This window comes from Aurantibacter crassamenti (assembly GCF_016811105.1).
Taxonomy (GTDB): Bacteria; Bacteroidota; Bacteroidia; order Flavobacteriales; family Flavobacteriaceae; genus Aurantibacter_A; species Aurantibacter_A crassamenti.
The window spans coordinates 682,443-705,634 of the sequence record NZ_JAFBGM010000002.1 but is presented as its reverse complement, the minus strand read 5'-3'; the positions used below and the strand labels follow the sequence as shown (position 1 = coordinate 705,634).

The window sequence follows — 23,192 nt, the reverse complement described above, 5'->3', positions numbered from 1 at the left end:
TTTTAGGTTTATTTGGTTAGTAACATGATTGTTCATAATGTTACATTTAAATATACATTAATTTTTAAAGGTATATTACATGTTGTTTTTTTGTATAATATAATTGTGAAATAATAAAAAAACAGTAAATTTGCAGCCTTAAAATGAGTGCCTGTCGGAATGGGTGCGTTAAATTTTATTATAATGAAAAAAGATATACACCCAGAAAGTTATAGAGTAGTAGCATTTAAAGACATGTCTAATGAAGATGTATTCTTAACAAAATCTACTGCAGATACTAAAGAAACTTTAGAGGTTGATGGTGTTGAATACCCATTGGTAAAATTAGAAATCTCTAGAACTTCACATCCTTTTTATACTGGTAAAGCTAAATTGGTTGATACCGCTGGTAGAATTGATAAGTTCAAAAATAAATACAACAAATTCAAAAAAGCTCCTGCTGCTGAAGCTCCTGCCGAAAAGGAAGCTCCAAAAGCTGAGGCGAAAGCCAAAGAAGGTTCAGATGAAAAATAATATGATTCAATTCATATTAAGATAATACAGACGCCTCCGGTAATTCGGGGGCGTTATTTTTTTTACTTTTGTTGAAATTCGCTAGCCATGAACTACATTCTCTTTGATGGTACCGTTCGCAATAATCTACTACCATTCACTTTTACTAGGCCCGTAGCGGATATTCGTGTCGGCATTTTGACCATTCGTGAGAAATGGGAAAAATATCTAGGCAGTACTACAACCACAATTACTGAAGAATACCTTTCTGAGAAGTACCCTATGGTTGAAATGCCAGAAAATGTATTGATTAATGCATCATTTTTGCCAAATAAGGCGCTAGCAGCTATAATTGAGGACTTACAAGAAAATGAGGCTGTTTTTTATGAGGATGAGGTCATTGCTTTTTTTACGAAAGACGAACAAGAAGAAGTAGACTTTGAAAATTACAAGCAAATTGAGTTTCAAGGTGAAGTACTGCGGATAGAATATACATGGGACATTTTTTCTAAAAATCAGGAAGCGATACAAGCTGATTTTGATTTCTTAACAGAAGGAAGAAAGAGTGCTGCTATTTCAAATACAAATACCTTAATTAATCCTGATAATATCTTTGCTGAAGAAGGTGCTTCAGTAGAATATAGTATCTTAAATGCAACTGACGGCCCGATTTATTTGGGTAAAGATTCAGAAATTTGGGAAGGTAACCTAATTCGAGGTGCTTTTGCATTATGCAATAATGCCGTAGTGAAAATGGGGGCGAAGATTTATGGAGCCACAACTATAGGGCCTTTTAGTAAGGTATGTGGTGAAATTAGCAATTCTGTAATTTTTGGCTATTCAAGTAAAGGCCATGAAGGTTATTTGGGAAATGCTGTTTTAGGTGAATGGTGTAATATTGGTGCAGACAGCAATAATTCCAATTTAAAGAATAATTACGCTCAAGTTCGATTGTGGAATTATGCCACTGAAAAATTTGAACATACAGGTTTGCAGTTTTGCGGCCTAATGATGGGTGATCACAGTAAAACTGCCATAAACACCATGCTAAATACGGGCACTGTAGTGGGTGTTAATGTAAATCTTTATGTGCCAGGATTTCCAAGAAACTTTATTCCTAGTTTTAGTTGGGGTGGGGCAACAGGCTTTTCTACGTATTTACCAAAAAAAGCTTTTGAGGCGGCTACTGTAATGATGGCAAGAAGAGGCGTACAGTTTGATGACAAAGAAGCTCGCATATTAGAGCATGTTTTTGAATTGACAAAAAAGTGGAGAAAATATTAGAAGCTAATCAGTTTTCAATTTTATGAAAAAGAAGGTCGCATTTTATACTTTAGGATGTAAACTTAACTTTTCTGAAACTTCTACCATTGCTAGAGGGTTTCAAGAAGACGGGTATGAGCGAGTTGAATTTACCGAGCAGGCTGATATGTATGTAATAAATACGTGTTCAGTTACTGAAAATGCAGATAAGCGCTTTAAAACGATTGTAAAACAGGCGCAGAAAGTAAATCCAGACGCTTTTGTAGCGGCAATTGGTTGCTATGCACAATTAAAGCCAGAAGCCCTAGCTGCAGTAGATGGAGTTGATTTAGTGTTGGGTGCTAGTGAGAAGTTTAAGATTGCAGATTATGTGAATGACCTTTCAAAAAACGCACAAGGTGAAATACATTCATGTGAAATTGAGGAGGCTGATTTTTATGTAGGTAGTTACGCGATTGGAGATCGTACACGAGCATTTTTAAAAGTACAAGATGGTTGTGATTATAAATGTACTTATTGTACAATTCCTTTAGCTAGAGGTATTTCTCGTAGTGATACACTTGAAAATGTGCTAAAAAATGCGGCTGAGATTTCCTCAAAAGGAATAAAGGAAATTGTTCTTACGGGCGTAAATATTGGTGATTACGGTAAGGGTGAGTTTGGAAATAAAAAACACGAACATACTTTTCTTGATTTGGTTCAAGCTTTAGATAGGGTAGAGGGTATTCATAGATTACGTATTTCTTCAATTGAACCGAACCTTCTAAAAAATGAAACCATTGATTTTGTTGCGCAGAGCGATGCTTTCGTGCCACATTTTCATATTCCCCTTCAAAGTGGTAGTGATGACTTATTAAAGCTAATGAAACGGCGTTATATGAGTGGTTTATATGTTGATCGGGTGAATCGTATAAAACAAACAATGCCGAATGCTTGTATTGGAGTTGATGTTATTGTTGGCTTTCCAGGAGAAACCGAAGAGCATTTTTTAGAAACCTATCATTTTCTAAATGAGCTTGATATTTCTTATTTGCATGTTTTTACCTATTCTGAAAGAGATAATACGCCTGCAGCTACTATGGCTGGGGAGGTTCCTAAAAATGTACGAAACAAACGGAGTAAAATGTTAAGAGGGCTTTCGGTTAAAAAGAGACGTGCTTTTTATGAAAGTCAATTGGGCAGTCAACGAACTGTACTTTTTGAAGGTGAAAACAAAGAAGGCTATATTCATGGTTTTACTGAAAACTATGTGAAAGTAAAATCAACTTGGAATCCTGAACTCGTGAATACCTTACATCAAATTATACTTAAAGAAATTGATGTTGATGGTTTAGTTCGGTTTGATTTTGTTGATACGGCTGTTTTTACTAATTATTAAAAATTCAGAAAAGTGTATTGTAGCGCGGAGACAGCTTATGAATCTCAAGGTAATCCATAAAAAAATCCCGTTTAGATAGCTAAACGGGATTTTTTTAATATTGTCATACAAAGAATTAGATTCTTATGCCTACGGGCAACATTTCTTTGTACTGTCTGTGTTTTCTAACAAATCCTGCAATTTGAGGGCTTGTTGGTACTACTCTCAAATTTTTATCCTGAATTTGATGTAATACAGCTTTAATGAAATTTTCTTTGAAACCTTCTGTAGTGATTTCCTCAGGAATGACCAATTTGGTCAAAAATACTTTTCGTTCTTGAGAAGAATACTCGATCTTTGCTAGATGACCATCCATCTTGGTTTCAAATTGGCGCAAGAAACTGTTGTCATTGATTTCCATTTCATTCATATAGTTTGATTTTAATTGGTCTCTTTAGAATAAAAAATTACGGTGTTCTGATGACGTAATTCCAATAAATCGGCAAACGTCTTAAATTAAGAGTTTAAATATGGCCGAAAGACAAAAGTAAGAAAAAAAAGGCGATTTTCCTATTAAAACAGACAATTGATGATTGAAGAAAATGAAAAACAGCATATTTATTGCGTACCTGGTTTGGCTGCAAGCACTTCCATTTTCGAATATATTAAATTGCCAATTGAAAAATTTGAAATTCATTTACTCAAATGGTTTGTGCCTACACCAAATATGACTTTAGCGGCATATGCACAAGAATTGAATAAGAGTATTATTCATGAAAATGTAGTGTTAATTGGGGTTTCTTTTGGAGGCATTTTGGTGCAAGAAATGGCGAAATATAAAAAAGTCAAAAAAGTTATAATTATATCTAGCGTGAAGACTAGTGATGAGTTGCCAAAGAAAATGCGATTTGCAAGTTTGATCAGTGCCCACAAATTACTACCTACTAGTTTAGTAAATAATGTTGAGTTTATGGCAAAATATGCCTTTGGTGACGCAGTAACTAAGCGTTTACACTTATATGAAAAGTATCTTGATGTTCGTGATACTACTTACCTTAATTGGGCCATAGATCAAATGGTTAATTGGCGACAAAAAGAACCGCCCGAAAACATTGTACATATTCATGGTGATAAGGATCCTGTTTTTCCAATAGAGCGGATAAAGAATTGTATTTCAGTAGAGAATGGTACACATACTATGATTATTCATAGAGCTAAATGGTTTAATGAACACTTAGCTACAATTATTTTGCAATAAGTGAGTTCTAATATTACCTTTGAGTTAACTCCAAAAATTATCAAAATGAAGCTTTTAAAGAATATATTAATGGGATTGGGTGTTGTTTTTGTAATAAGCACCTTAATTTTTGCAATTCAAGACAAAACAATTGTCTCAGAATCAACTGACACTGATATAACCGATAAAAGTGTTGCGAAAGAATATAGGATAACCTCAATTGAAATTCCTGAAGATTTAAACTTTGCTGGTGAAAAAGTACCGCAAGACGACCCTGAAATAATGGAGCGTATTGATCGTGAATTTTTGGTGAATACGTATTGGCAGTCAAATGCCGTGCTTTTGATAAAAAGAGCACATAAATATTTTCCGATTATAGAGCCAATTTTGGCTAAAAACGGAATTCCTGATGATTTTAAGTACTTAGCGGTTGCTGAAAGCGGATTGACAAATGTGGTTTCACATGCTGGCGCTACTGGTTTTTGGCAGATTATGAAAGGTACAGGTCGCGAATACGGACTAGAAGTGAATGCTAATGTAGATGAACGTTACAATTTAGTGAAGTCAACTGAGGTAGCTTGTAAGTATTTAAACAAATGGAAGAGTAAGTATGGAAATTGGACTTTAACTACTGCGGCGTATAATGCAGGGCCAGGTGCGATAAATAAGTATTTAGGTGCACAACAAGTTGATGATTATTATGACTTATTATTAGGGCAAGAAACGGGAAGATATGTATTCAGAATAATGGCTATTAAAGAAATTCTTTCAAATCCTGAGAAGTATGGTTTTGACATTCCTAAAGAGGATTTATATACTGCAGTTCCTACTTTTGAGGTCGAAGTTGATGAGCCTATCTTTAGTATTACAGATTTCGCGAAACAATATGAAATCAACTATAAGATACTTAAGCGTCATAACCCATGGTTGCGTGAGCCACATTTGAATAACCAGTCTGGTAAAAAATATACAATTCAGATTCCAAATAAAGGGTATTATCGCGGTTCTAAATAAAATCGAATATTTTAGATTTTATCGGTAGTACTTTTCGTTAGCGAAATAATATGCTAACAATGAAATCATGTATTTCAGGCTATTTATAGACTTTAATTGTCTACAATGTATAAGCTAGATTTTCTTCATTTGCTGCTGCATCATCTTAATTTGCTCAGTCAACATATTGTTTTTATCTAATTTTTTAGCTTCTTGAAGTAGGGTAGTAGCTTCACGTTTTCTACGTTTTTGCATTGCAATGCCTGCAAGACTTAATTTAGCCATTGCTATGTCATAATCCATTGTTAAGCCTAGTTTTAGGGCTTTTCTGAAATATTTTTCAGCCGTAGTTAAGTTTTTCTGTGAATAAATGATTCCGTGTAGGTAATTATAGTAGCCTTGTTGTTTTGTTATTAACGCTGCTTCAGGATTTTTGATTTTAGTAAGCCATTTTTCAGTACCTGCTAAATCTTGCTTTCTCATCCGAAGAAAAGATAAAAGAATAATTTCATTTCTGAAATATAGAAAAATGAATATTCCTGCAAGTAGAATTAAGGCTATTCCATTGCCAATTCCTCCTTCTATAAATTGATAAACTGCGTATGCTATTATTAAGGCTGCTATAACAAGCTTTATGTTTTTATTGAACATTTTATGGTGTGATTAATTCGTAAGTTACTGTTGATTTTATAGTTGTTGGTATTTTTTGATCCGCCAATTGTACCATAGTAGAACTGCCTTCAGCTAATCCTTCTACGGTCATTTTTTTAATGAAACCCGTTGTGCTATTTGTGATAACTTCACTGTTTTGATTACCTGAAAGGTTCATAGTTAGTGCAGGTTCTTCTATATTCATGATGACTTCAGCAACACCGGTTATGCTGGTTGTTTCGTCTGTTAAGGCAGTTAGTGTCCATGTGTTTTTTGCATTTAACTTGCCAGAAAACTCATTATTCCATGTATCTCCGACCTTTACTTGCTCTTTAGAATAAATAAAGGTCATTTGCTCATAACTATCTGAAAGTGCCTCAGAACCAAATTCTTTATCTAAAGATGTTTTCATCATATTTAGCGTGAATTCGTCTTCAATGCCTGCTTTTGCTACCATATTATTTACAAGCTTGTCGCCACCAATAACCTCAATTATTTCGCCTGTTTGCGAAAGAATCATGTTAACAGGGTTTCCTAAGAGGCTATTAAACATCATAGATTGCATATCTCCTTCAACTACCTCTTTGGCGCGAACATTCATAATATCGCCTTGTATACTTGAATTCATCTTCATATTAAGGTCTTCAAATGAAAGCTCAATTTTATAATCGCTTTCATTTACTTCAATAACCTTAAATTGTAAAATACCATCAATAGAGTTAGTTAAAACATGGCTAGCGCCGTCAAGTTCTTGCGTAATTACCTGTTCAGCTTGTTGTTTTACCAAAAACACCTGATCTTTTTTCAGATTATATTGCAAGGTAGTCTGCGCAAAAGTGGTGGCAAATGCTAAAAAAAAGAAGAAAATGGAGAACTTATGTTTCATGTCTATATTTATAGCGTAAAATAGATTCTTGCAAAAGTAATAAAAAGCAATCCGTAGGAACGATTGAACAATTAAAAAATATTTTTTTATATAGGCTTGCTGAAGAAAAAAGTCTTTGTATATTTGCGCCCAGTTTTGCAGGTCGTACTGTAGAACATTCAACAACGAAAAGTATTTAACAATGCCAGGTCAAAAAAGAACATATCAGCCATCAAAGAGAAAAAGGAAGAATAAACATGGGTTCAGAGAACGTATGGCTTCTGTTAATGGTAGAAAGGTAATAGCAAGAAGAAGAGCTAAAGGAAGAAAGAAACTTACTGTATCATCTGAGCTACGACATAAAAAATAATGATTGAATTATTTTATAATATTGAAGTGTTACTTTTTTAGAAGTAGCACTTTTTTTTTACCCAAGTTTTGTGAAACGGGTTTTAATCTAAATGTAAGTACCTTAAAAGAAGTATTAGAATGCCAAAAAGAGAAGATTTAAAATGTATATTAATTATTGGTTCAGGCCCTATTGTTATTGGTCAAGCATGTGAATTTGATTATTCAGGTTCACAATCTTTACGGTCATTAACTGAAGATGGAATCAAAACTGTATTAATTAATAACAACCCTGCAACTATTATGACGGATCCGTCTATGGCGGACCATATTTATCTGAAGCCACTCACTACTAAATCAATAATTGAGATATTAAAAGATCATCCGGAAATTGATGCGGTTTTACCAACTATGGGAGGGCAGACGGCACTTAACCTTTGTATAGAGGCTGATGAAAAAGGTATTTGGGAAGATTTTGGGGTTGATATGATCGGTGTTGATATTAATGCCATTAATATTACTGAAGATAGAGAGAAATTTCGTGAGTTGATGCTTGAAATTGGTGTGCCCATGGCACCGCAAGCTACTGCTACATCTTTCTTAAAAGGAAAAGAAATTGCACAAGAGTTTGGCTTTCCACTTGTAATTAGAGCATCATATACTTTAGGTGGGGCGGGAGCTTCAATTGTATATAAACCAGAAGATTTTGATGAACTGCTAAGCCGTGGATTAGAAATTTCACCTATTCATGAGGTCATGATTGATAAGGCTATGATGGGGTGGAAAGAGTATGAACTTGAACTTCTTAGAGATAGAAATGACAACGTAGTCATCATTTGTGCTATTGAGAATATGGATCCAATGGGTATTCATACAGGTGATTCAATTACCGTAGCACCTGCCATGACGCTTTCTGATAGAACGTATCAAAGAATGCGTGATATGGCAATACATATGATGCGTAGTATTGGTGATTTTGAAGGTGGATGTAATGTGCAATTTGCCGTTAGTCCCGATGAAAAAGAAGATATTATTGCCATTGAGATTAACCCAAGGGTATCTCGTTCATCAGCATTGGCATCTAAAGCAACCGGATATCCTATCGCAAAAATCGCAACAAAACTTGCAATTGGCTATTCTCTTGATGAATTAGATAATCAAATTACGAAGTCTACTTCAGCTTTATTTGAGCCAACTTTGGATTATGTGATTGTAAAAATTCCGCGATGGAATTTTGATAAATTTGAAGGTTCTGATAGAACTTTAGGCCTACAAATGAAGGCTGTTGGTGAAGTAATGGGTATTGGTCGTTCGTTTCAAGAAGCATTGCATAAAGCAACACAATCGCTTGAAATTAAAAGAAATGGACTGGGTGCAGACGGAAAAGGCTATACAAACTATGATGAAATCATTAGCAAATTAACGATACCTAGTTGGGATCGTGTGTTTGTTATATATGATGCTATTCAAATGGGCATTCCATTAAGTCGTATTCATGAGATCACAAAAATTGATATGTGGTTCTTACGACAGTATGAAGAATTACACTATTTAGAAAAAGAAATTTCCAACTATAGTGTAGATACCTTATCGAAAGAGTTGATGCTTGAAGCCAAACAAAAAGGTTTTGCGGATCGACAAATAGCGCACATGCTTGATTGTTACGAAAGTGAAGTGCACGAAAAACGCGTACAAATGAACATCAACCGTGTATTCAAATTGGTTGATACTTGTGCTGCTGAGTTTAAAGCTATGACGCCTTATTATTATTCAACTTTTGAGGCTGAAATAGAAACGCCAGATGGTAAGCGTTATGTTGAAAATGATAGTATTGTTACTGATCGCAAGAAAATAGTTGTTTTAGGATCTGGCCCTAATCGTATTGGTCAAGGTATCGAATTTGATTATTGTTGTGTTCATGGGGTGTTAGCGGCTGCTGAGTGTGGTTATGAAACCATAATGATTAATTGTAACCCTGAAACGGTTTCAACAGATTTTGATACTGCTGATAAACTTTATTTTGAGCCTGTTTTTTGGGAACATATCTACGATATTATTAAACACGAAAAACCAGAAGGTGTTATTGTGCAGTTGGGTGGCCAAACGGCATTAAAGCTGGCTGAAAAATTATCGAAATACGGAATTAAAATACTTGGTACCAGTTTTGAGTCGCTTGACCTTGCGGAAGATCGCGGTAGTTTTTCTGAACTTTTACAAGCTAACAATATTCCTTTTCCACAATTTGGTGTTGCTGAATCTGCTGATGAGGCGTTGGTTTTAGCTGATGAATTGGATTTTCCATTATTGGTAAGACCTTCATATGTTTTGGGTGGTCAGGGAATGAAAATTGTAATCAATAAAGAAGAATTAGAAGAACATGTAGTTGATTTGCTTCGTAAAATTCCGAATAACAAATTATTGTTGGATCATTACTTAGATGGTGCAATTGAGGCTGAAGCTGATGCTATTTGTGATGGGGAAGATGTTTATATCATAGGAATTATGGAGCATATTGAACCCTGTGGTATTCATTCAGGGGATTCAAATGCGACTTTACCACCGTTTAATTTAGGTGAATTTGTTATGCAACAAATTAAGGATCATACTAAGAAAATTGCTTTGGCACTTAATACAGTTGGATTAATAAATATTCAATTCGCAATTAAAGATGATACGGTTTATATTATTGAAGCCAACCCGCGTGCTTCACGTACGGTACCATTTATAGCTAAGGCTTATAAAGAGCCCTATGTAAATTATGCCACAAAAGTGATGTTGGGTGAGAAAAAGGTGAAAGATTTCAAATTCAATCCGCAATTAGAAGGATTTGCAATTAAGCAACCGGTATTTTCTTTCAATAAGTTTCCTAACGTGAACAAAAACTTAGGACCCGAAATGAAGAGTACGGGTGAAAGTATTTTGTTTATTGATAGTTTGAAAGATGATGCTTTCTATAATTTATACGCTAGACGCAAAATGTATCTATCAAAATAGAACTCATTCTTATAAAGTAAAAGCCCCAAATTAGAACTACTAATTTGGGGCTTTTTTAATCAATATAATTTAAGTCTCATTATCATACTTATATAAGTTGTATGATATGTTCAGAGATTTAAATTAGGCGGTCGAATTCTTATTACCTAAAATTGCGTTGGCAAAATGAATGCACAAATCAAGTGTTTCATCTATGTCTTTCATTGTTGTTCTTGGGTTGATTAGGCACATTCTTAAAACAACTTGACCATGTAATTCAGTTGTAACCAAAACAGCTTTTTTTGATATCATAACACGTTTAGAAATTTCACGGTTGAGCGTATTCAGTTTTGATTCGTTGAAACCTAGCCCGATAGGATTATATCTAAAATTAATAATTGCCAATTTCGCTGGTGATACAATCTCCCAATTTTTACTTTTTCGAATAGAATGTTCTAATTCTTCTGCGAGCTCAATATTATAAGTAATGGCTTCTCTAAAAGCAGATAAGCCATAGGTCTTTATTGACATGTAAAATTTTAAAGCCCTAAATCTTCTAGTTAATTGAATACCATGGTCATAAAAGTTTATTTCTGACTCATTGCCTTCAACATCTTTTAAGTATTCTGGTTTTTCACTAAACGTTGAGCTCAGCCATTTATGGTTTCGTACTAATAAACAGCCCATTTCATAGGGTTGAAAAAACCATTTATGCGGATCTATAGTTATAGAATGCGCTTTCTCAATACCACGTAATTCTTTAGCGCCTTTTTTAGAAAGTATTCCGGCTCCACCATAGGCAGCATCAACATGCATCCACATACTTTCTTCCTTACATATACTTGATATTTCTGATAACGGGTCTACCGTGCCTGTGTTGGTAGCACCTGCAGTAGCAATGATACAAAAAGGTTGCAGGCCTTCTAATTTATCTTTTGCAATGGCGTTTTTTAATTTATTTATATAAATTTTAAACTCCATATCTGTCGGAATGATTCGTACTTGGTCTTTTTTGAAACCAATTGTTCTAATTGCCTTGATATTAGAAGAATGTGTTTGATCTGAAATATAAATGACTGCTTTTGAATAATCATCACCTAAAAGCTGCTTTCTTGCGGTAACTAAAGCTGTCAAGTTTGCCATTGACCCACCGCTTGTAAAAATACCGCCCCCTTTTTTTGTGGGAAATTTAAATATTTTCAAGAGCCAGTTAATGGTAACTATTTCAAGCTCTGCCGCAGTTGCTGATGCCGCCCAGCCTCCAGAAAAAACATTAAAACCAGTTGCCAAACTATCTGACATTGCACTTATATAATTGCTAGGCCCTGGTACAAAAGAGAAAAATTTTGAATGTGAAGGAATTCCGGCTTGTGCCAGTACATTTTTTTTTACAAATTCTAATACCTCAAGTGGGTCTGAACTTTGTTCAGGAGCTTCCTCTAAAAAAAGTTTATCCATTTCTTGACGCGTTGCTATAGCTATCGGATTTTTCTCATCTTGAGTGAGAAAGTGTTCAACAATAGTGTCTACAATTTTATAGCCATACTCCTGCATCGCGTTTTTGGATAAGGTAAGCGTGTTTTTTTTTGTCATAGGTTTTAGCTAAAAAACATTTTAACTTTAAAACGAAATATTTTGTTCAAAGGTATTGGTTTTCGTCTCGATTTAATCAAACTCATCAAGACGCTACAGATTAGCTTAATTAGTTGAACCAAACGGCATATTTCTTTCTACGAAGTTCAAGTGCAAGTATTTTTTCCATTTTTAAGGCTTGAGCTCGTGTGGGCATTGGGTCAATGTGATTATAGAGACTGGGGCGTAAGTACGCACCATATTTACGAACAATGCTGGAAGATAAATTATGACCTTTTTTACTCAAGGTCCCTTTTTTGTGTTGTTCAAAACGTTCTTTAGGAGCCTTACTAGTCATACCTACATAAAGGCATTCAAGCACACCGTTGAATTGTGGATTCGCCTCTCTGAATTTTCTATTTTCAGAAAACACCTTTTTAGAAAGCTCCACCACATAAACGCGATATTCTGTTTTTGGCATGAATTAAAACTGAGTGTTGAATTTTTCAGGAAATTGTAACGGAATATCTTCACTATTTTCACCTAAATTCTGCCTAAGGTCAATCTCTATTCCTCTTGAAATGGTCGAAATGGGCACATCATTCGCGGTTCCTTCAAACGGATTTTCACCTGTTCTTCCTATTCTTTCCATGGTGTGAAAAACCCAGGCAACTATTATATAAAACGGAACGGATAACCACACAAATAAATTACCAATTATTGGGTATGTAGCTTTAAGTTCAAGGCCAATTTCTGCAAATTGTGGCACTAATGCCAACGGAAGTAATAGTACAAATACCCACATGAAAAAGTGATTCATTGTTGCAAATTGTCGTGGATACGGAAAATTCTTGATGCGTTCACTTTGACCTTGAAGTGTAAACAGTTCTTGAAGAATTGCCTCCAACTCTAAAAATGAAAATTCCCATAGAATACCGTGTTCTTTTAGTTTTTTAAGGTGATGTGATTGTTGATACAATAGGGCAGTGGGTTTATTGTTTTTGCCCATTATTGCATCTAAATCAGCTTGTGAAATATAGGGTTTCAAATCGTCACTTAAATTAGAATTCATTTCTGGTGGCCGTATACCAAATTCTTGATTTGTTTTGTGTGCTGAAGTGGTTTCCCATGGTTTTGGTAATCGCATTGCATGTCGTAGTGCGGTCATCCATGCAATATGTCGGTATGTAATAATTTTAATCTCAGATTTTAGCTGTTCTTCAGAGACTGGGCTTTCAGCATATTCATTGGTAATCATGTCTTGAAGAAACATGCCTAAGGTTCTAGATGTATTTACTATACCACCCCAAATTTTTCGCGCTTCCCAAATTCTTCCGTAGGCCGAATTATTTTGAAAACCAATCACAAAAGCTACCGCAGTACCAATAAGTGCCAAAGGTGTCCAAGGAATTTTTACCCAAACTAAATCTAGAAAGTAATAAGCCGATACGAATGCAATTATAATACATAGAAAAACAAGTGTTTCATACCTTGTCCATTTTACTAATTGCCGTACAGTGAATATTTTTTTCGTATACATAAGTATTATTTATAGGATAATGAACTATGTTAGTTCGCGTGCTCTAAAATAAAATCTACAATAGGCTTCGGATTTTTTAAACTGTGCGGATGATGACCAACTTCATCTTTTACTATAATTTTTATGTCACCGCCTGCCGCTTTAAATTTTTCCTCTAGTTTAGCCGTATTTTCTTCATACGGTACTACTCTGTCGGCACCCCCACATACATGTAAAACTGGAATTTTTGCTTCTGCAACCTTTACAGCATTATTTATTGGAATACCTTCAAACGTTAAAACCGACTTCTCATTTAAGCTATAAGCTTTTAAACATTCTTTCCAATCTTTGGCAGCGCCTACGTTACCATTATACAATCCGCCTGGCCAACTTTTTATATCGCATACAGGGGCATCAGCATAAATACAAAATACTTTATCTGTATTAACAGCTGCCCAATTATAAATAATTAATCCTCCACGGCTCATACCTTCTAAAACTGTTTTGGTATTTAAATTATACACTTTTAAAAGATAGTCATAAAAACTATTCCATATTTCAACGGCTTCATTGTTACCAAATAGCCCTGCCACATCAACATAAACTACATGAAAGCCTTTTTCTAATAATGCAAGATCTGTTTGCGGTTCATGGCCCCAAAATCGTGCACGCCAAATCCATAAACGCTCATCATTTGCTTTTTTAGGAATTACAATTTTTGCACTTCTACCTTTAAACTCAAACGCCTTGATTTCGTAATCGCTAAATGCATTTTCTTGAGCTATTACATTTGTAGTTATAAAAAATAGGAATAGTATTGTTATACTAGTGAGGGCTTTCATTAACATATTAATTTTGAAAAAGTACTGCCATAGCAATGGGTTTGACTTCAATTTTCGTTCTACAAGTTATGTAATTTTCCGTGAAGAAGTGGTCATCATTTAAGGCAATTTTCCAAGCTTCATTTAGTTTATAATTTATAGATATTTTATGTGCATTGTATATCACTAAAATTGATTTCCAGCTGTCACCATTGGCATGATTATTAATTTTATAACTTATTAAACCTGCTTCAGTTTTTATAAATTCTAAATTATTTCTAACCGCATTTGCCGATGTCATTCGGAAGGCAGGATGTTTTTTTCGCAAAGCGATGAGATTTTTATAAAATTTATAAACAGCTGCATTTTTACTTTTTAGTCTCCAATCTATTTGATTGATTGTATCTGGTAAATTATAAGAATTGTGTTCTCCATTTTTACTACGCAATAGTTCAGACCCAGCATGTATAAAGGGTGTGCCTTGAGAAGTTAGCACGATACCAATTGCTAATTTGTGTATGGCTATGATTTCTTTTTCTGAGGCTTTTGGTTTGGATAATTTTAATTTATCATAGAGGGTGTGATTATCATGACACGAAACATAAGATATTGCTTGCCAGGGTTGATTTGCCCATGGAGCATCAGAATAATTTACAAGCTTATAATTAATTTGAGGATGTGCTATTGAACCTATAATTCCAAATTTTACGGATTCTTCAACACCCGTTTTACCGCTAACAAAGCCAGTATCCGATTCATCAAATACTGAACCTTTGAGACCGTCGCGAAAGTCATCGCTGAAAGCGGCAATTAACGGCAGTTGTTGCATGTGTTTTTTTAATGCTCTTTTTTCTTCAGGTAAAACTGAATTAGCTGCAGTCCATCCTTCGCCAAATATAATGCAGTTTTTATTCGCTTTTTTAAGCGCTGTACTAACTGCATTCATGGTATCTATATCATGAATGCCCATGAGATCAAACCGGAAACCGTCTATATGATATTCCTGTGTCCAATAGGTGACAGATTCAATCATGAATTTAAGCATCATTGAGCGCTCAGAAGCCGTTTCGTTACCACAAGCGGAGGCGTCTGAATACGATCCGTCTTTGTTAAATCGATAATAATAACCAGGAACTTCTTGATTAAAATTAGATGTAGATGTTTTACCAGTATGATTGTAAACGACATCTAAAATCACACCAATTCCATTGTCATGAAACGCTTGTATCATTTTCTTAAATTCTTTAATACGGACTTTAGCATCAAATGGATTTATAGAAAATGAGCCTTCTGGTACATTGTAATTTTGCGGATCATAACCCCAGTTATATTGAGGGCTATCTAGTTTTGTTTCATCAATAGCATAGTGGTCAAATGTGGGCAGTAGATGTACATGTGTTATGCCTAATTCTTTTAAGTGACCTATACCTGTTTTAATTCCTTCAAGGCTTTTAGTATTTTCTTCAATTAGGCCTAAATATTTTCCTGGATTAGTGGACCCTGAGCTTTCACTAATGGTCATATCTCTAATATGTAATTCATAGATTATTGATTCATTGGCGTAATTTATTTCTGGACCTCTATCAGTTGCCCACCCAACCGGATTTGTATTTTTGAAATTTAAAACCATAGCGCGTTCACCATTCACCCCAACAGCTTTAGCATAAATACCTGGTGTTTCATTTAACCAATTGCCTTTAATTTTTACCTGATAGGTGTAATAAATACCATTTAAATCTTTTGAAATTGATACAGACCAAATTCCATCTTTTTCAATTATAAGCGGATGCGTTTCAAAGGATGCACCGCCATTTCCGTTTTCATATAAGTGCAACCTTACTTCGTCTGCTGTAGGTGACCAAATCGTGAACTTTGAAGTTTTTTCAGAATATTCTAACCATAGATTAGCATTAATGGGAGTAGGGTAGTCTTCAAAAGTCTTCAACTTTTTTTTATCCAAAGAACTAGAATTATTGAGTGAACTTATCATAAAATAAATCAATAGTTAAGTACAAATCTTTTTTCAATAACTCCAATATGATGAACCACATGCTATAAAATGAATGGGAATATCATTGATAAATTCACTTAACCAATCAGCACAAAAATTCATTCCGCTTTCTTCTGAGTTGATATGTCCGATGAATAGTATTGCTTTTTTTCGACCTTGTAAATTTGCATCTCGTACGTACTCATAGGTTTCCCATTGTGGCACTTCTCCTGCGATTACAACATCAACATCACTTTTTCTTAGTTGACCTATTTGCGCCATACTACCTGATGCGCCAGGTACCAATACTACATTTGTAAGATTCATTGTTGAATCACCTACTACTTGAAAAGCGTTTTCAGGAAAAACTTTTTTTATACTTTTTAAAAATGCACTTAAAGTAGTTTCTTGAAAACTAAATTTATAAGGGTTCTTACTTGATTGGTTTGTTTGCCATCCTAATTTATTGACCATACCAGACATAATACCGTCGGGTTGAATGCGATGTATGTAATCATGAAATCGCCAGACGACTAAATTATTGTCATCAATAAATTTCTTCTTCGCTAAATAAACTACATCATCTTCAAATTTTTCTGAACTATCTATATGATTATAAAACAGCGGCTCATGAGTGATAATAAGATTGCATTTTTTTTCAGCTGCTTTTTTTAAAACATCCATAGTAGCAAACATACATGTAACAATACCAGTTACTTTAGTGTCAGCATTACCTGCTTTAATAACATCAACTGTATTTGATATCTTTTTGGCACCGGTTTGTTCAATTATGGTTTCAATTAGTTGCTCGGCAGTGATTGATGATGTATTTTGCCCTACGGCGAGCATTGGTAAAATACAGCTTAGAATTAATAAGAATCTGACGTACATAATTTCATGGTTTTTATATGCCAATAATTTAATGAAATATTAAGTAAAATCAGGCGTTTATAAAGTTATATAGTCCTATTTTTAAGATAACAACCAAATCAAAACTTAACCTATGCGACGATTTAAAATTCTGGTCGTATTTACTTTTTTATCAATGATGCTACTAGTAGTATTGATATTGAGTGGGCATAAACCAGCAGATAAAGTAGCGTCAGAATCAATAACTTCATCCACGACGGAAAAAATCACATTCGATTTAGAAGCTTATAAAGTTCACAAAAAACAACAGCAAGAATTAGAAATTGCGGTAGCTTCATACTTCAAAAAAGCAGTAAAAGAAGGCCTTATAATTGGTGCAGGCGTTAGCATTGTTAAGGGTGACTCAATTTTACTTTCAAACGGTTTTGGTAAAAGAAGTGTTGAAACTACAACTAAAGTTGATGGTGAAACCGTATTTAGACTTGGGTCTTTATCGAAAGGATTTACAGCAGTTTTAACAGCAGAACTTAAAGATGAAGGTAAACTAAACTGGCAAGATAAAGTGAGTGATTATTTGCCTCAGTTTCATTTGGGCGATAAAGAAAATACGGATCAGGTTAAATTGTCACATATTTTATCGCATACTTCAGGCACACCATATCATAGTTTTACAAACCTTGTTGAAGCAGGTATAACGTTAGAAAAAATTGCCGCTCGTTTCAGCGAAGTAAAACCAATTAGTGAACCTGGTGCAATGTATAGTTATCAAAATGCAATGTTTGCACTTACAAGTGAGATAACAAAAAAAGTTACAGGAAATGATATTGGAGTTTCATTATCGAAACGGTTTTTTAAACCATTAGGAATGTATACTGCAAGTACTAATTATGAAACTTTAATTCAAAATAAAAATGTAGCCATACCGCATTCAAAAAGTAGAAGGGGATGGAGAAGTAGAAAACTTAATGATCATTACGACAATGCAGTGGCTGCTGGAGGTATTAATGCAAGTGCATTAGATATGGCAAAATGGATGCGATTTTTGCTAGGTCATAATCCAGAGGTGTTGAATAAATCGGCTTTATCTGAAGTTTTTGAACCACGTGTAGACATTAAAATTGGTCGTAAGTATTATAAAAAATGGCCAGGTCATTTGGCATCTTATTATGGTTTTGGTTGGCGTATTCATAAATTTATGGATGAGACCACTAACAAGCAACAGACCATGTGGCATCATGGAGGTAGCGTGAATAGTTTCAGAAATGAAATTGCAGTTTACCCAGATACTGACTTTGGAATTTGCGTATTGTTAAATAGTAATTCTCCAATAGCTAGAAATGTAATTCCAGATTTGCATAAAATTGTAGAAAGCATATATAATAAACCAGTTCAAAAATTAGCTGAACCTCAGTTAGAAACGGCAGTTAATTCTTTTGAGTAGATTATTTTGCCTACCATTCCGTATGAAAAGTTCCTTCACGATCTATGCGTTCATAGGTATGTGATCCAAAATAATCGCGCTGTGCTTGAATTAAGTTCAAGGGTAGGCGAGAAGAGGTATACGAATCAAAATATGTAAGTGAATTTGATAGCCCTGGTACAGGAATTCCATTTTGAGCAGCATAACTTACTAGCTCACGTGCGGCATCTACGGTGTCTTGAATTTTTTCTACAAAACGAGGTGAAAGTAATAGATTTGTTAAAGAACTGTCTTCTTGAAAAGCTTGCATAATATCACCCAATAATCCGGCTCTAATAATACAACCCGCACGCCAAATTTTTGCAATTTCAGCCAATTCTAATTCGTAACCATATTCTTTTGAAGCGTCAGATAACTGATGTAAACCTTGGGCATAGGTAATTATAAATGAGAAGAATAAAGATTTTTCTGCTAAACCACCCAATGTAGCTTTATTCATTAAAGTTACTTCGGGTCTATTATATAAGGCATCAGCTTTAATACGCTCTTCTTTCAAAGCTGAAATTTCACGCATGCTAACTGCAATATCAATTGAAGGTACAGGTATACCAAGGTCCATTGCGTTTTGACTTGTCCATTTACCAGTACCTTTTTGTTTGGCTTTGTCTAATATCATATCTATTAGATTGCCATCACTTAAATCATCTTTTTGTTCAAAGATTTCAGCAGTAATTTCCACTAGAAAAGATTGTAAGCGTCCTGAATTCCATTTGGCATAGGTTTGATGCAATAATTCATTTGAAAAATCACCACCTTTTTTAAGGAGGTCATATATTTCAGAGGTCAATTGCATAAGACCATATTCAATACCGTTGTGAACCATTTTTACGTAGTTACCAGCCGATTTTGGTCCGAGGTATGCAACACAAGGTTCGCCATGTGATTTAGCAGCTACGGCTTCAAAAATGGGTTTAACATGTTGGTAGGCATCTCTATTTCCTCCAGGCATAATACTAGGGCCAAAACGAGCACCTTTCGCGCCACCAGAAACTCCTGCGCCAAAAAAATGAATTCCTTTTTCTTGTAAATAGGCTTCCCGACGGTCTGTATCTGTAAAAAAAGAATTTCCACCGTCAATGATAATATCATCATGATCTAAATGTGGCAAAAGACTTTCAATTACAATATCTACAACTTTTCCGGCAGGTACCAGCAACATAATTTTTCTCGGTCTAACTAATGCATTAACAAAGGTATTTAAGTCTGTGGATGCATTAACTCGATTGGTATCACCACCTTCCTCAATTAGAGCATTTACTTTTTCTGTGTCTAAATCATTGCCAAAAGCTTTAAAGCCATTATCAGCAACATTTAAAATAAAATTGCGCCCCATGACTCCTAATCCTACTAATCCAAAATCGTAAGTATGCTCCATAATCTATAATTTGAAGGTTTCAATGAATTCAAAATTAAATGAAAATATCCGGTTTTAGTTCTTTTAGTTCTTGTAAACTCATAAAGGTTGGTTATATTTAAATGAATCTTGTATTAGAAAAATCATAACGAAGATATATATGGATAAAACCGCGAATCAGATGCTTATTATTTTTGGTGCATCAGGTGACTTAACCGCAAGAAAATTAATACCTGCAATATATAATTTGTACAAAGGGAAGCACTTGCCTGAAAATTTTGTGGTTTTAGGAGCGAGTCGGAGTAATTGGACAGATGATGATTTTCGGAAGAATGTTGTAAAAGAAAGCACTTACCTTAAAGATGAATTGGCGACAGTTGATAAGGATTTTATAACTGATTTTTGTGATAAAATTTTCTATCATGTTTTAGATAAAGACCAAGATGCTGATTTTGGTTCTTTGAATGAACGCATTACTCAGCTGAATAAAAACTACGCTACGGATAATAATTACATTTTCTATTTTTCATTGCCACCTGCTGCCTACGAACCAACGGCCAAGAATATTTATGATCAAGGTTTACACAAAGAAGATGATGGTTGGAAAAGAGTGATTGTAGAAAAACCTTTTGGTTACAATCTTGAAACCGCTAAGAATTTGAATAATGCATTACATCGTTATTTTAAAGAGCCACAAATTTTTAGAATTGATCATTATTTAGGTAAAGAAACTGTTCAGAATTTGTTGGTTACTCGTTTTGCAAATAGCATTTTTGAACCATTATGGAATCGTAACTACATACATCATGTAGAAATTACGAATGCAGAAAGTGTAGGTGTTGAAAAGCGTGGTGGATACTATGATAAATCTGGTGCCTTGCGCGATATGTTTCAAAACCACTTGCTTCAAATTGTTTCTTTGATAATTATGGAACCACCAATTGGGGCTAATGCAGAAGAGATTAGAAATGAAAAAGTGAAAGCTTTAAAATCGTTACGTGTTATGACTACTGATAAAGAGTTGCATGACAATACAATAAGAGCACAATATGTTTCTTCTGTAATTGATGGGGAAAATGTAAAAGGGTATAGAGAAGAAGATGGTGTTGATCCTGATTCTACCACAGAAACATATGCCGCAATTAAATTTTTTGTTGATAATTGGCGTTGGGCTGATGTGCCATTTTATGTGCGAACAGCTAAGCGTATGCCTACTAAAGTAACGGAAGTGGTTATTCATTTTAAATCACCACATCATCAAATTTTTAAGGAATCTAGCTTGAATAATAAAGACAATAAACTTGTAATACGAATTCAACCTGATGAAGGTATTTTAATAAAATTTGGTGTTAAAGTTCCAGGACAAGGGTTTGAGGTAGAACGTGCAAATTTGGATTTTTACTATTCTAGTTTGGTTGATACTTATGTGATGACGGCCTACGAGCGTTTATTATTGGATGCAATGCAGGGTGATGCTACTCTCTATGCACGAGCTGATGAAGTTGAGGCAGCATGGGCATTTGTTGATCCAATATTAAACTTCTGGAAAAATTCTGATGCTAAAGTTTATGGTTATTCTGCCGGTGTTTGGGGTCCTAAAAATGCCGATGAACTTATTGATGGTGTAAGTATGTGGCGTAACCCCTGTGAAAACTTAGCTGATGATCCCGGTTATTGTGTTATTAGCTAAACTCTAAAAGTAGATTGAAATAAAACCCCAAATTACTATGAATTTAAATGTGTCAAGTACTAAAAACGAAGTTGCTAAAGACTTTGCAAATTATTTTGCCAAAGTTTGTGCTTCTAAACCTGAGGTGCATATTGCGCTTTCTGGCGGTAGTACACCTAAGGTTGTTTTTGATGAATTAGCTGCTAATTATCAAGAAACAATTGATTGGTCAAAAGTGCATTTATATTGGGGTGATGAACGTTGCGTGTGGCCTGATGATGATGAAAGCAATTATAAAATGACCAACGAACATTTGTTGTCTAAAATTAAAATACCTGAATTAAATATTCATAGAATAAAAGGTGAAAACGGTCCAAAATATGAGGCAGCACATTATAGTGAATTCTTAAATGTTGTTTTACCAAAAACAAATGCGTTGCCAACTTTTGACTTGGTGATTTTAGGTATTGGTGATGATGGTCATACCGCATCAATTTTTCCGAATCAAATTAAATTATGGCATTCAAAAAAATATTGTGAGGTTGCCAAACATCCGGTAAGCGGTCAAAAGAGAATCACGATAACAGGTCAAATAATCAATAATGCAAAAATCGTCGCCTTTTTAGTTACAGGTGCAGGTAAAGCTGACAGGATTTCTGAAATTATAAAAGGAGAAGAGATAGCAAAAAAATATCCTGTTAGTTTAGTGAAGCCAACAGATGGTAAAGTTGTTTGGTATTTAGATGAAGCCGCAGCTGCAGGAATTACTTCAACTCAATCTTAACATTTTCTTCGTTTAGTAATTTCACATGTTCATCTGCATTAAAATTGCTAGCATCAAACTTGCTATCACGATCAAAGGCCGATTCTTTTCTAAATTTACTTCGTGTAAATCTTCTAATCCCTTGATTGTCATTTACGAGTAAACCAGGAATAGGTATGTTTTTGCCATCTGTGTCTTTAGCGACCATGGTGAAATAAGACGAATTACAATGTCTTTTTTTGCCAGTCGTAATATTTTCAGATTCTACTCGAACGCCAACAACCATTGAGGTTCTACCTGTATAATTGATGGATGCTTTTAAGGTAATTAATTCACCAACTTCTACAGGTGATAAAAAATCAACTCTATTGACCGATGCTGTAACACAATAACATTGCGAATGTTTTGAAGCACAAGCAAAGGCTATTTGATCCATTAAATTTAATATATGGCCACCGTGAACTTTACCACCGAAATTGGAATGGGAGGGAAGCATTAACTCTGTAATTGAAACTTTAGATTCTCTTGCTGATTTATAATTCTGCATTGCTATTTATTAAAATGGGGTGATTTTTCTTCAACTACCTCGGTAATGAAATAGTTGCTATCTCCTAACCAAAAGAAAGTGGCGTAACGTTCAACATAAGTTACTTTGACATACTTACCTTGGTAGTCTTTCAATTTTTGTATTACTTCTTTTTCTTTGTCTAAAACCGAAAATGAGAATATTTGAGCACCAGAAATTCCTTGGCTAATTTCACCTTCCCAAGTTTTTGTTAGTACCCCTCTACTAGAAAATTTTATCAATTCACCTGAGCGGTATCCTTGACTATATGGCACAAAATAAATAAATGCATAAAATGCGGCTATCGCAATTAATAAAAACGTTAAGCCAAGAACTAGTGCTTTTTTCATCAATAAGTTATTATAGTCATACCTGTATATACAGGAGTTTTTTAATTAAGGGCATTAATT

The 23,192-nt window shown here is 34.5% G+C and carries 22 protein-coding genes; 10 read left to right on the top strand and 12 right to left on the bottom strand.

What is annotated here, in order from left to right:
• Positions 1–183: 183 nt before the first annotated feature.
• The 3 genes from JQC67_RS15725 (at position 184) to mtaB (ending at position 3,133) form a co-directional block, all read left to right on the top strand.
• Complete coding sequence (locus JQC67_RS15725; protein WP_203253871.1) at positions 184–513, top strand: type B 50S ribosomal protein L31; 330 nt, start codon at positions 184–186, stop codon at positions 511–513.
• A gap of 87 nt (positions 514–600) precedes the next feature.
• Positions 601–1,776, top strand: a complete 1,176-nt coding sequence (locus JQC67_RS15720) for a GlmU family protein (protein WP_203253870.1) — start codon at positions 601–603, stop codon at positions 1,774–1,776.
• 22 nt (positions 1,777–1,798) lie between these two features.
• Positions 1,799–3,133, top strand: coding sequence for a tRNA (N(6)-L-threonylcarbamoyladenosine(37)-C(2))-methylthiotransferase MtaB (gene mtaB / locus JQC67_RS15715; RefSeq protein ID WP_203253869.1), 1,335 nt, complete (start codon positions 1,799–1,801; stop codon positions 3,131–3,133).
• 115 nt (positions 3,134–3,248) lie between these two features.
• Here mtaB and JQC67_RS15710 read toward each other — a convergent pair whose 3' ends face one another.
• Positions 3,249–3,542, bottom strand: a complete 294-nt coding sequence (locus tag JQC67_RS15710; RefSeq protein ID WP_203253868.1) for a GNAT family N-acetyltransferase — start codon at positions 3,540–3,542, stop codon at positions 3,249–3,251.
• Positions 3,543–3,701: 159 nt separating this feature from the next.
• On the opposite strand from JQC67_RS15710, the gene JQC67_RS15705 reads away from it, so the two are divergent.
• Positions 3,702–4,370 carry an alpha/beta fold hydrolase gene (locus JQC67_RS15705; protein ID WP_203253867.1) on the top strand — a complete coding sequence of 223 codons (669 nt, stop codon included), beginning with the start codon at positions 3,702–3,704 and terminating at the stop codon, positions 4,368–4,370.
• A 45-nt stretch (positions 4,371–4,415) separates the two neighbouring features.
• Positions 4,416–5,363 carry a lytic transglycosylase domain-containing protein gene (locus JQC67_RS15700; RefSeq protein WP_203253866.1) on the top strand — a complete coding sequence of 316 codons (948 nt, stop codon included), beginning with the start codon at positions 4,416–4,418 and terminating at the stop codon, positions 5,361–5,363.
• Positions 5,364–5,477: 114 nt separating this feature from the next.
• On the opposite strand, the gene JQC67_RS15695 is transcribed toward JQC67_RS15700, so the two are convergent.
• Together JQC67_RS15695 and JQC67_RS15690 are read right to left on the bottom strand one after the other, a co-directional pair.
• A complete protein-coding gene (locus tag JQC67_RS15695) occupies positions 5,478–5,993 on the bottom strand; it encodes a DUF2892 domain-containing protein (RefSeq protein ID WP_203253865.1) in 516 nt (171 codons plus the stop codon).
• 1 nt (position 5,994) lies between these two features.
• Complete coding sequence (locus JQC67_RS15690) at positions 5,995–6,879, bottom strand: DUF6263 family protein (RefSeq protein ID WP_203253864.1); 885 nt, start codon at positions 6,877–6,879, stop codon at positions 5,995–5,997.
• Positions 6,880–7,060: 181 nt separating this feature from the next.
• Here JQC67_RS15690 and rpmH point away from each other — a divergent pair, with 181 nt between their 5' ends.
• Positions 7,061–7,228, top strand: a complete 168-nt coding sequence (gene rpmH / locus JQC67_RS15685; RefSeq protein WP_203253863.1) for a 50S ribosomal protein L34 — start codon at positions 7,061–7,063, stop codon at positions 7,226–7,228.
• Positions 7,229–7,347: 119 nt separating this feature from the next.
• Positions 7,348–10,200: a carbamoyl-phosphate synthase large subunit gene (carB, locus tag JQC67_RS15680; protein ID WP_203253862.1), complete on the top strand. Its 2,853-nt coding sequence runs from the start codon at positions 7,348–7,350 to the stop codon at positions 10,198–10,200.
• A gap of 123 nt (positions 10,201–10,323) precedes the next feature.
• On the opposite strand, the gene JQC67_RS15675 is transcribed toward carB, so the two are convergent.
• From JQC67_RS15675 to JQC67_RS15650, 6 genes are all read right to left on the bottom strand, one after another.
• Positions 10,324–11,772 (bottom strand): pyridoxal phosphate-dependent decarboxylase family protein, encoded by a 1,449-nt coding sequence (locus JQC67_RS15675; RefSeq protein WP_203253861.1) that lies wholly within the window; start codon positions 11,770–11,772, stop codon positions 10,324–10,326.
• Between the two features lie 109 nt (positions 11,773–11,881).
• Positions 11,882–12,232: a ribose-5-phosphate isomerase gene (locus JQC67_RS15670; RefSeq protein ID WP_203253860.1), complete on the bottom strand. Its 351-nt coding sequence runs from the start codon at positions 12,230–12,232 to the stop codon at positions 11,882–11,884.
• 3 nt (positions 12,233–12,235) lie between these two features.
• Positions 12,236–13,291, bottom strand: a complete 1,056-nt coding sequence (locus tag JQC67_RS15665) for a bestrophin family protein (protein WP_203253859.1) — start codon at positions 13,289–13,291, stop codon at positions 12,236–12,238.
• A 29-nt stretch (positions 13,292–13,320) separates the two neighbouring features.
• Positions 13,321–14,112 carry an alpha/beta hydrolase family protein gene (locus JQC67_RS15660; RefSeq protein WP_238934864.1) on the bottom strand — a complete coding sequence of 264 codons (792 nt, stop codon included), beginning with the start codon at positions 14,110–14,112 and terminating at the stop codon, positions 13,321–13,323.
• A 7-nt stretch (positions 14,113–14,119) separates the two neighbouring features.
• Complete coding sequence (pulA, locus tag JQC67_RS15655) at positions 14,120–16,081, bottom strand: type I pullulanase (RefSeq protein ID WP_203253857.1); 1,962 nt, start codon at positions 16,079–16,081, stop codon at positions 14,120–14,122.
• A 33-nt stretch (positions 16,082–16,114) separates the two neighbouring features.
• Positions 16,115–16,972, bottom strand: a complete 858-nt coding sequence (locus tag JQC67_RS15650) for a Nif3-like dinuclear metal center hexameric protein (protein WP_203253856.1) — start codon at positions 16,970–16,972, stop codon at positions 16,115–16,117.
• A 112-nt stretch (positions 16,973–17,084) separates the two neighbouring features.
• Between JQC67_RS15650 and JQC67_RS15645 the strand changes: the two genes are divergently transcribed.
• A complete protein-coding gene (locus JQC67_RS15645; protein ID WP_203253855.1) occupies positions 17,085–18,392 on the top strand; it encodes a serine hydrolase domain-containing protein in 1,308 nt (435 codons plus the stop codon).
• Between the two features lie 10 nt (positions 18,393–18,402).
• Here JQC67_RS15645 and gndA read toward each other — a convergent pair whose 3' ends face one another.
• On the bottom strand, positions 18,403–19,806 hold the full coding sequence (gene gndA, locus JQC67_RS15640; protein ID WP_203253854.1) for an NADP-dependent phosphogluconate dehydrogenase: 1,404 nt from the start codon (positions 19,804–19,806) through the stop codon (positions 18,403–18,405).
• A gap of 139 nt (positions 19,807–19,945) precedes the next feature.
• Here gndA and zwf point away from each other — a divergent pair, with 139 nt between their 5' ends.
• Positions 19,946–21,475, top strand: coding sequence for a glucose-6-phosphate dehydrogenase (gene zwf, locus JQC67_RS15635; RefSeq protein ID WP_203253853.1), 1,530 nt, complete (start codon positions 19,946–19,948; stop codon positions 21,473–21,475).
• Positions 21,476–21,512: 37 nt separating this feature from the next.
• Positions 21,513–22,238, top strand: coding sequence for a 6-phosphogluconolactonase (gene pgl / locus JQC67_RS15630; protein WP_203253852.1), 726 nt, complete (start codon positions 21,513–21,515; stop codon positions 22,236–22,238).
• Here pgl and JQC67_RS15625 read toward each other — a convergent pair.
• Together JQC67_RS15625 and JQC67_RS15620 are read right to left on the bottom strand one after the other, a co-directional pair.
• Positions 22,219–22,764, bottom strand: a complete 546-nt coding sequence (locus tag JQC67_RS15625) for an acyl-CoA thioesterase (protein ID WP_203253851.1) — start codon at positions 22,762–22,764, stop codon at positions 22,219–22,221. The genes pgl and JQC67_RS15625 overlap by 20 nt on opposite strands.
• A gap of 2 nt (positions 22,765–22,766) precedes the next feature.
• The gene (locus JQC67_RS15620) at positions 22,767–23,132 is read right to left on the bottom strand and encodes a 6-phosphogluconate dehydrogenase (RefSeq protein ID WP_203253850.1); all 366 of its coding nucleotides are present in this window, start codon (positions 23,130–23,132) and stop codon (positions 22,767–22,769) included.
• Positions 23,133–23,192: the final 60 nt, after the last annotated feature.

Coding starts and splice junctions, on each gene's coding strand:
- JQC67_RS15725 (WP_203253871.1), top strand. CDS start 184: ATGAAAAAAGATATACACCCAGAAAGTTATAGAGTAGTAGCATTTAAA.
- JQC67_RS15720 (WP_203253870.1), top strand. CDS start 601: ATGAACTACATTCTCTTTGATGGTACCGTTCGCAATAATCTACTACCA.
- mtaB (WP_203253869.1), top strand. CDS start 1,799: ATGAAAAAGAAGGTCGCATTTTATACTTTAGGATGTAAACTTAACTTT.
- JQC67_RS15710 (WP_203253868.1), bottom strand. CDS start 3,542: ATGAATGAAATGGAAATCAATGACAACAGTTTCTTGCGCCAATTTGAA.
- JQC67_RS15705 (WP_203253867.1), top strand. CDS start 3,702: ATGATTGAAGAAAATGAAAAACAGCATATTTATTGCGTACCTGGTTTG.
- JQC67_RS15700 (WP_203253866.1), top strand. CDS start 4,416: ATGAAGCTTTTAAAGAATATATTAATGGGATTGGGTGTTGTTTTTGTA.
- JQC67_RS15695 (WP_203253865.1), bottom strand. CDS start 5,993: ATGTTCAATAAAAACATAAAGCTTGTTATAGCAGCCTTAATAATAGCA.
- JQC67_RS15690 (WP_203253864.1), bottom strand. CDS start 6,879: ATGAAACATAAGTTCTCCATTTTCTTCTTTTTTTTAGCATTTGCCACC.
- rpmH (WP_203253863.1), top strand. CDS start 7,061: ATGCCAGGTCAAAAAAGAACATATCAGCCATCAAAGAGAAAAAGGAAG.
- carB (WP_203253862.1), top strand. CDS start 7,348: ATGCCAAAAAGAGAAGATTTAAAATGTATATTAATTATTGGTTCAGGC.
- JQC67_RS15675 (WP_203253861.1), bottom strand. CDS start 11,772: ATGACAAAAAAAAACACGCTTACCTTATCCAAAAACGCGATGCAGGAG.
- JQC67_RS15670 (WP_203253860.1), bottom strand. CDS start 12,232: ATGCCAAAAACAGAATATCGCGTTTATGTGGTGGAGCTTTCTAAAAAG.
- JQC67_RS15665 (WP_203253859.1), bottom strand. CDS start 13,291: ATGTATACGAAAAAAATATTCACTGTACGGCAATTAGTAAAATGGACA.
- JQC67_RS15660 (WP_238934864.1), bottom strand. CDS start 14,112: ATGAAAGCCCTCACTAGTATAACAATACTATTCCTATTTTTTATAACT.
- pulA (WP_203253857.1), bottom strand. CDS start 16,081: ATGATAAGTTCACTCAATAATTCTAGTTCTTTGGATAAAAAAAAGTTG.
- JQC67_RS15650 (WP_203253856.1), bottom strand. CDS start 16,972: ATGTACGTCAGATTCTTATTAATTCTAAGCTGTATTTTACCAATGCTC.
- JQC67_RS15645 (WP_203253855.1), top strand. CDS start 17,085: ATGCGACGATTTAAAATTCTGGTCGTATTTACTTTTTTATCAATGATG.
- gndA (WP_203253854.1), bottom strand. CDS start 19,806: ATGGAGCATACTTACGATTTTGGATTAGTAGGATTAGGAGTCATGGGG.
- zwf (WP_203253853.1), top strand. CDS start 19,946: ATGGATAAAACCGCGAATCAGATGCTTATTATTTTTGGTGCATCAGGT.
- pgl (WP_203253852.1), top strand. CDS start 21,513: ATGAATTTAAATGTGTCAAGTACTAAAAACGAAGTTGCTAAAGACTTT.
- JQC67_RS15625 (WP_203253851.1), bottom strand. CDS start 22,764: ATGCAGAATTATAAATCAGCAAGAGAATCTAAAGTTTCAATTACAGAG.
- JQC67_RS15620 (WP_203253850.1), bottom strand. CDS start 23,132: ATGAAAAAAGCACTAGTTCTTGGCTTAACGTTTTTATTAATTGCGATA.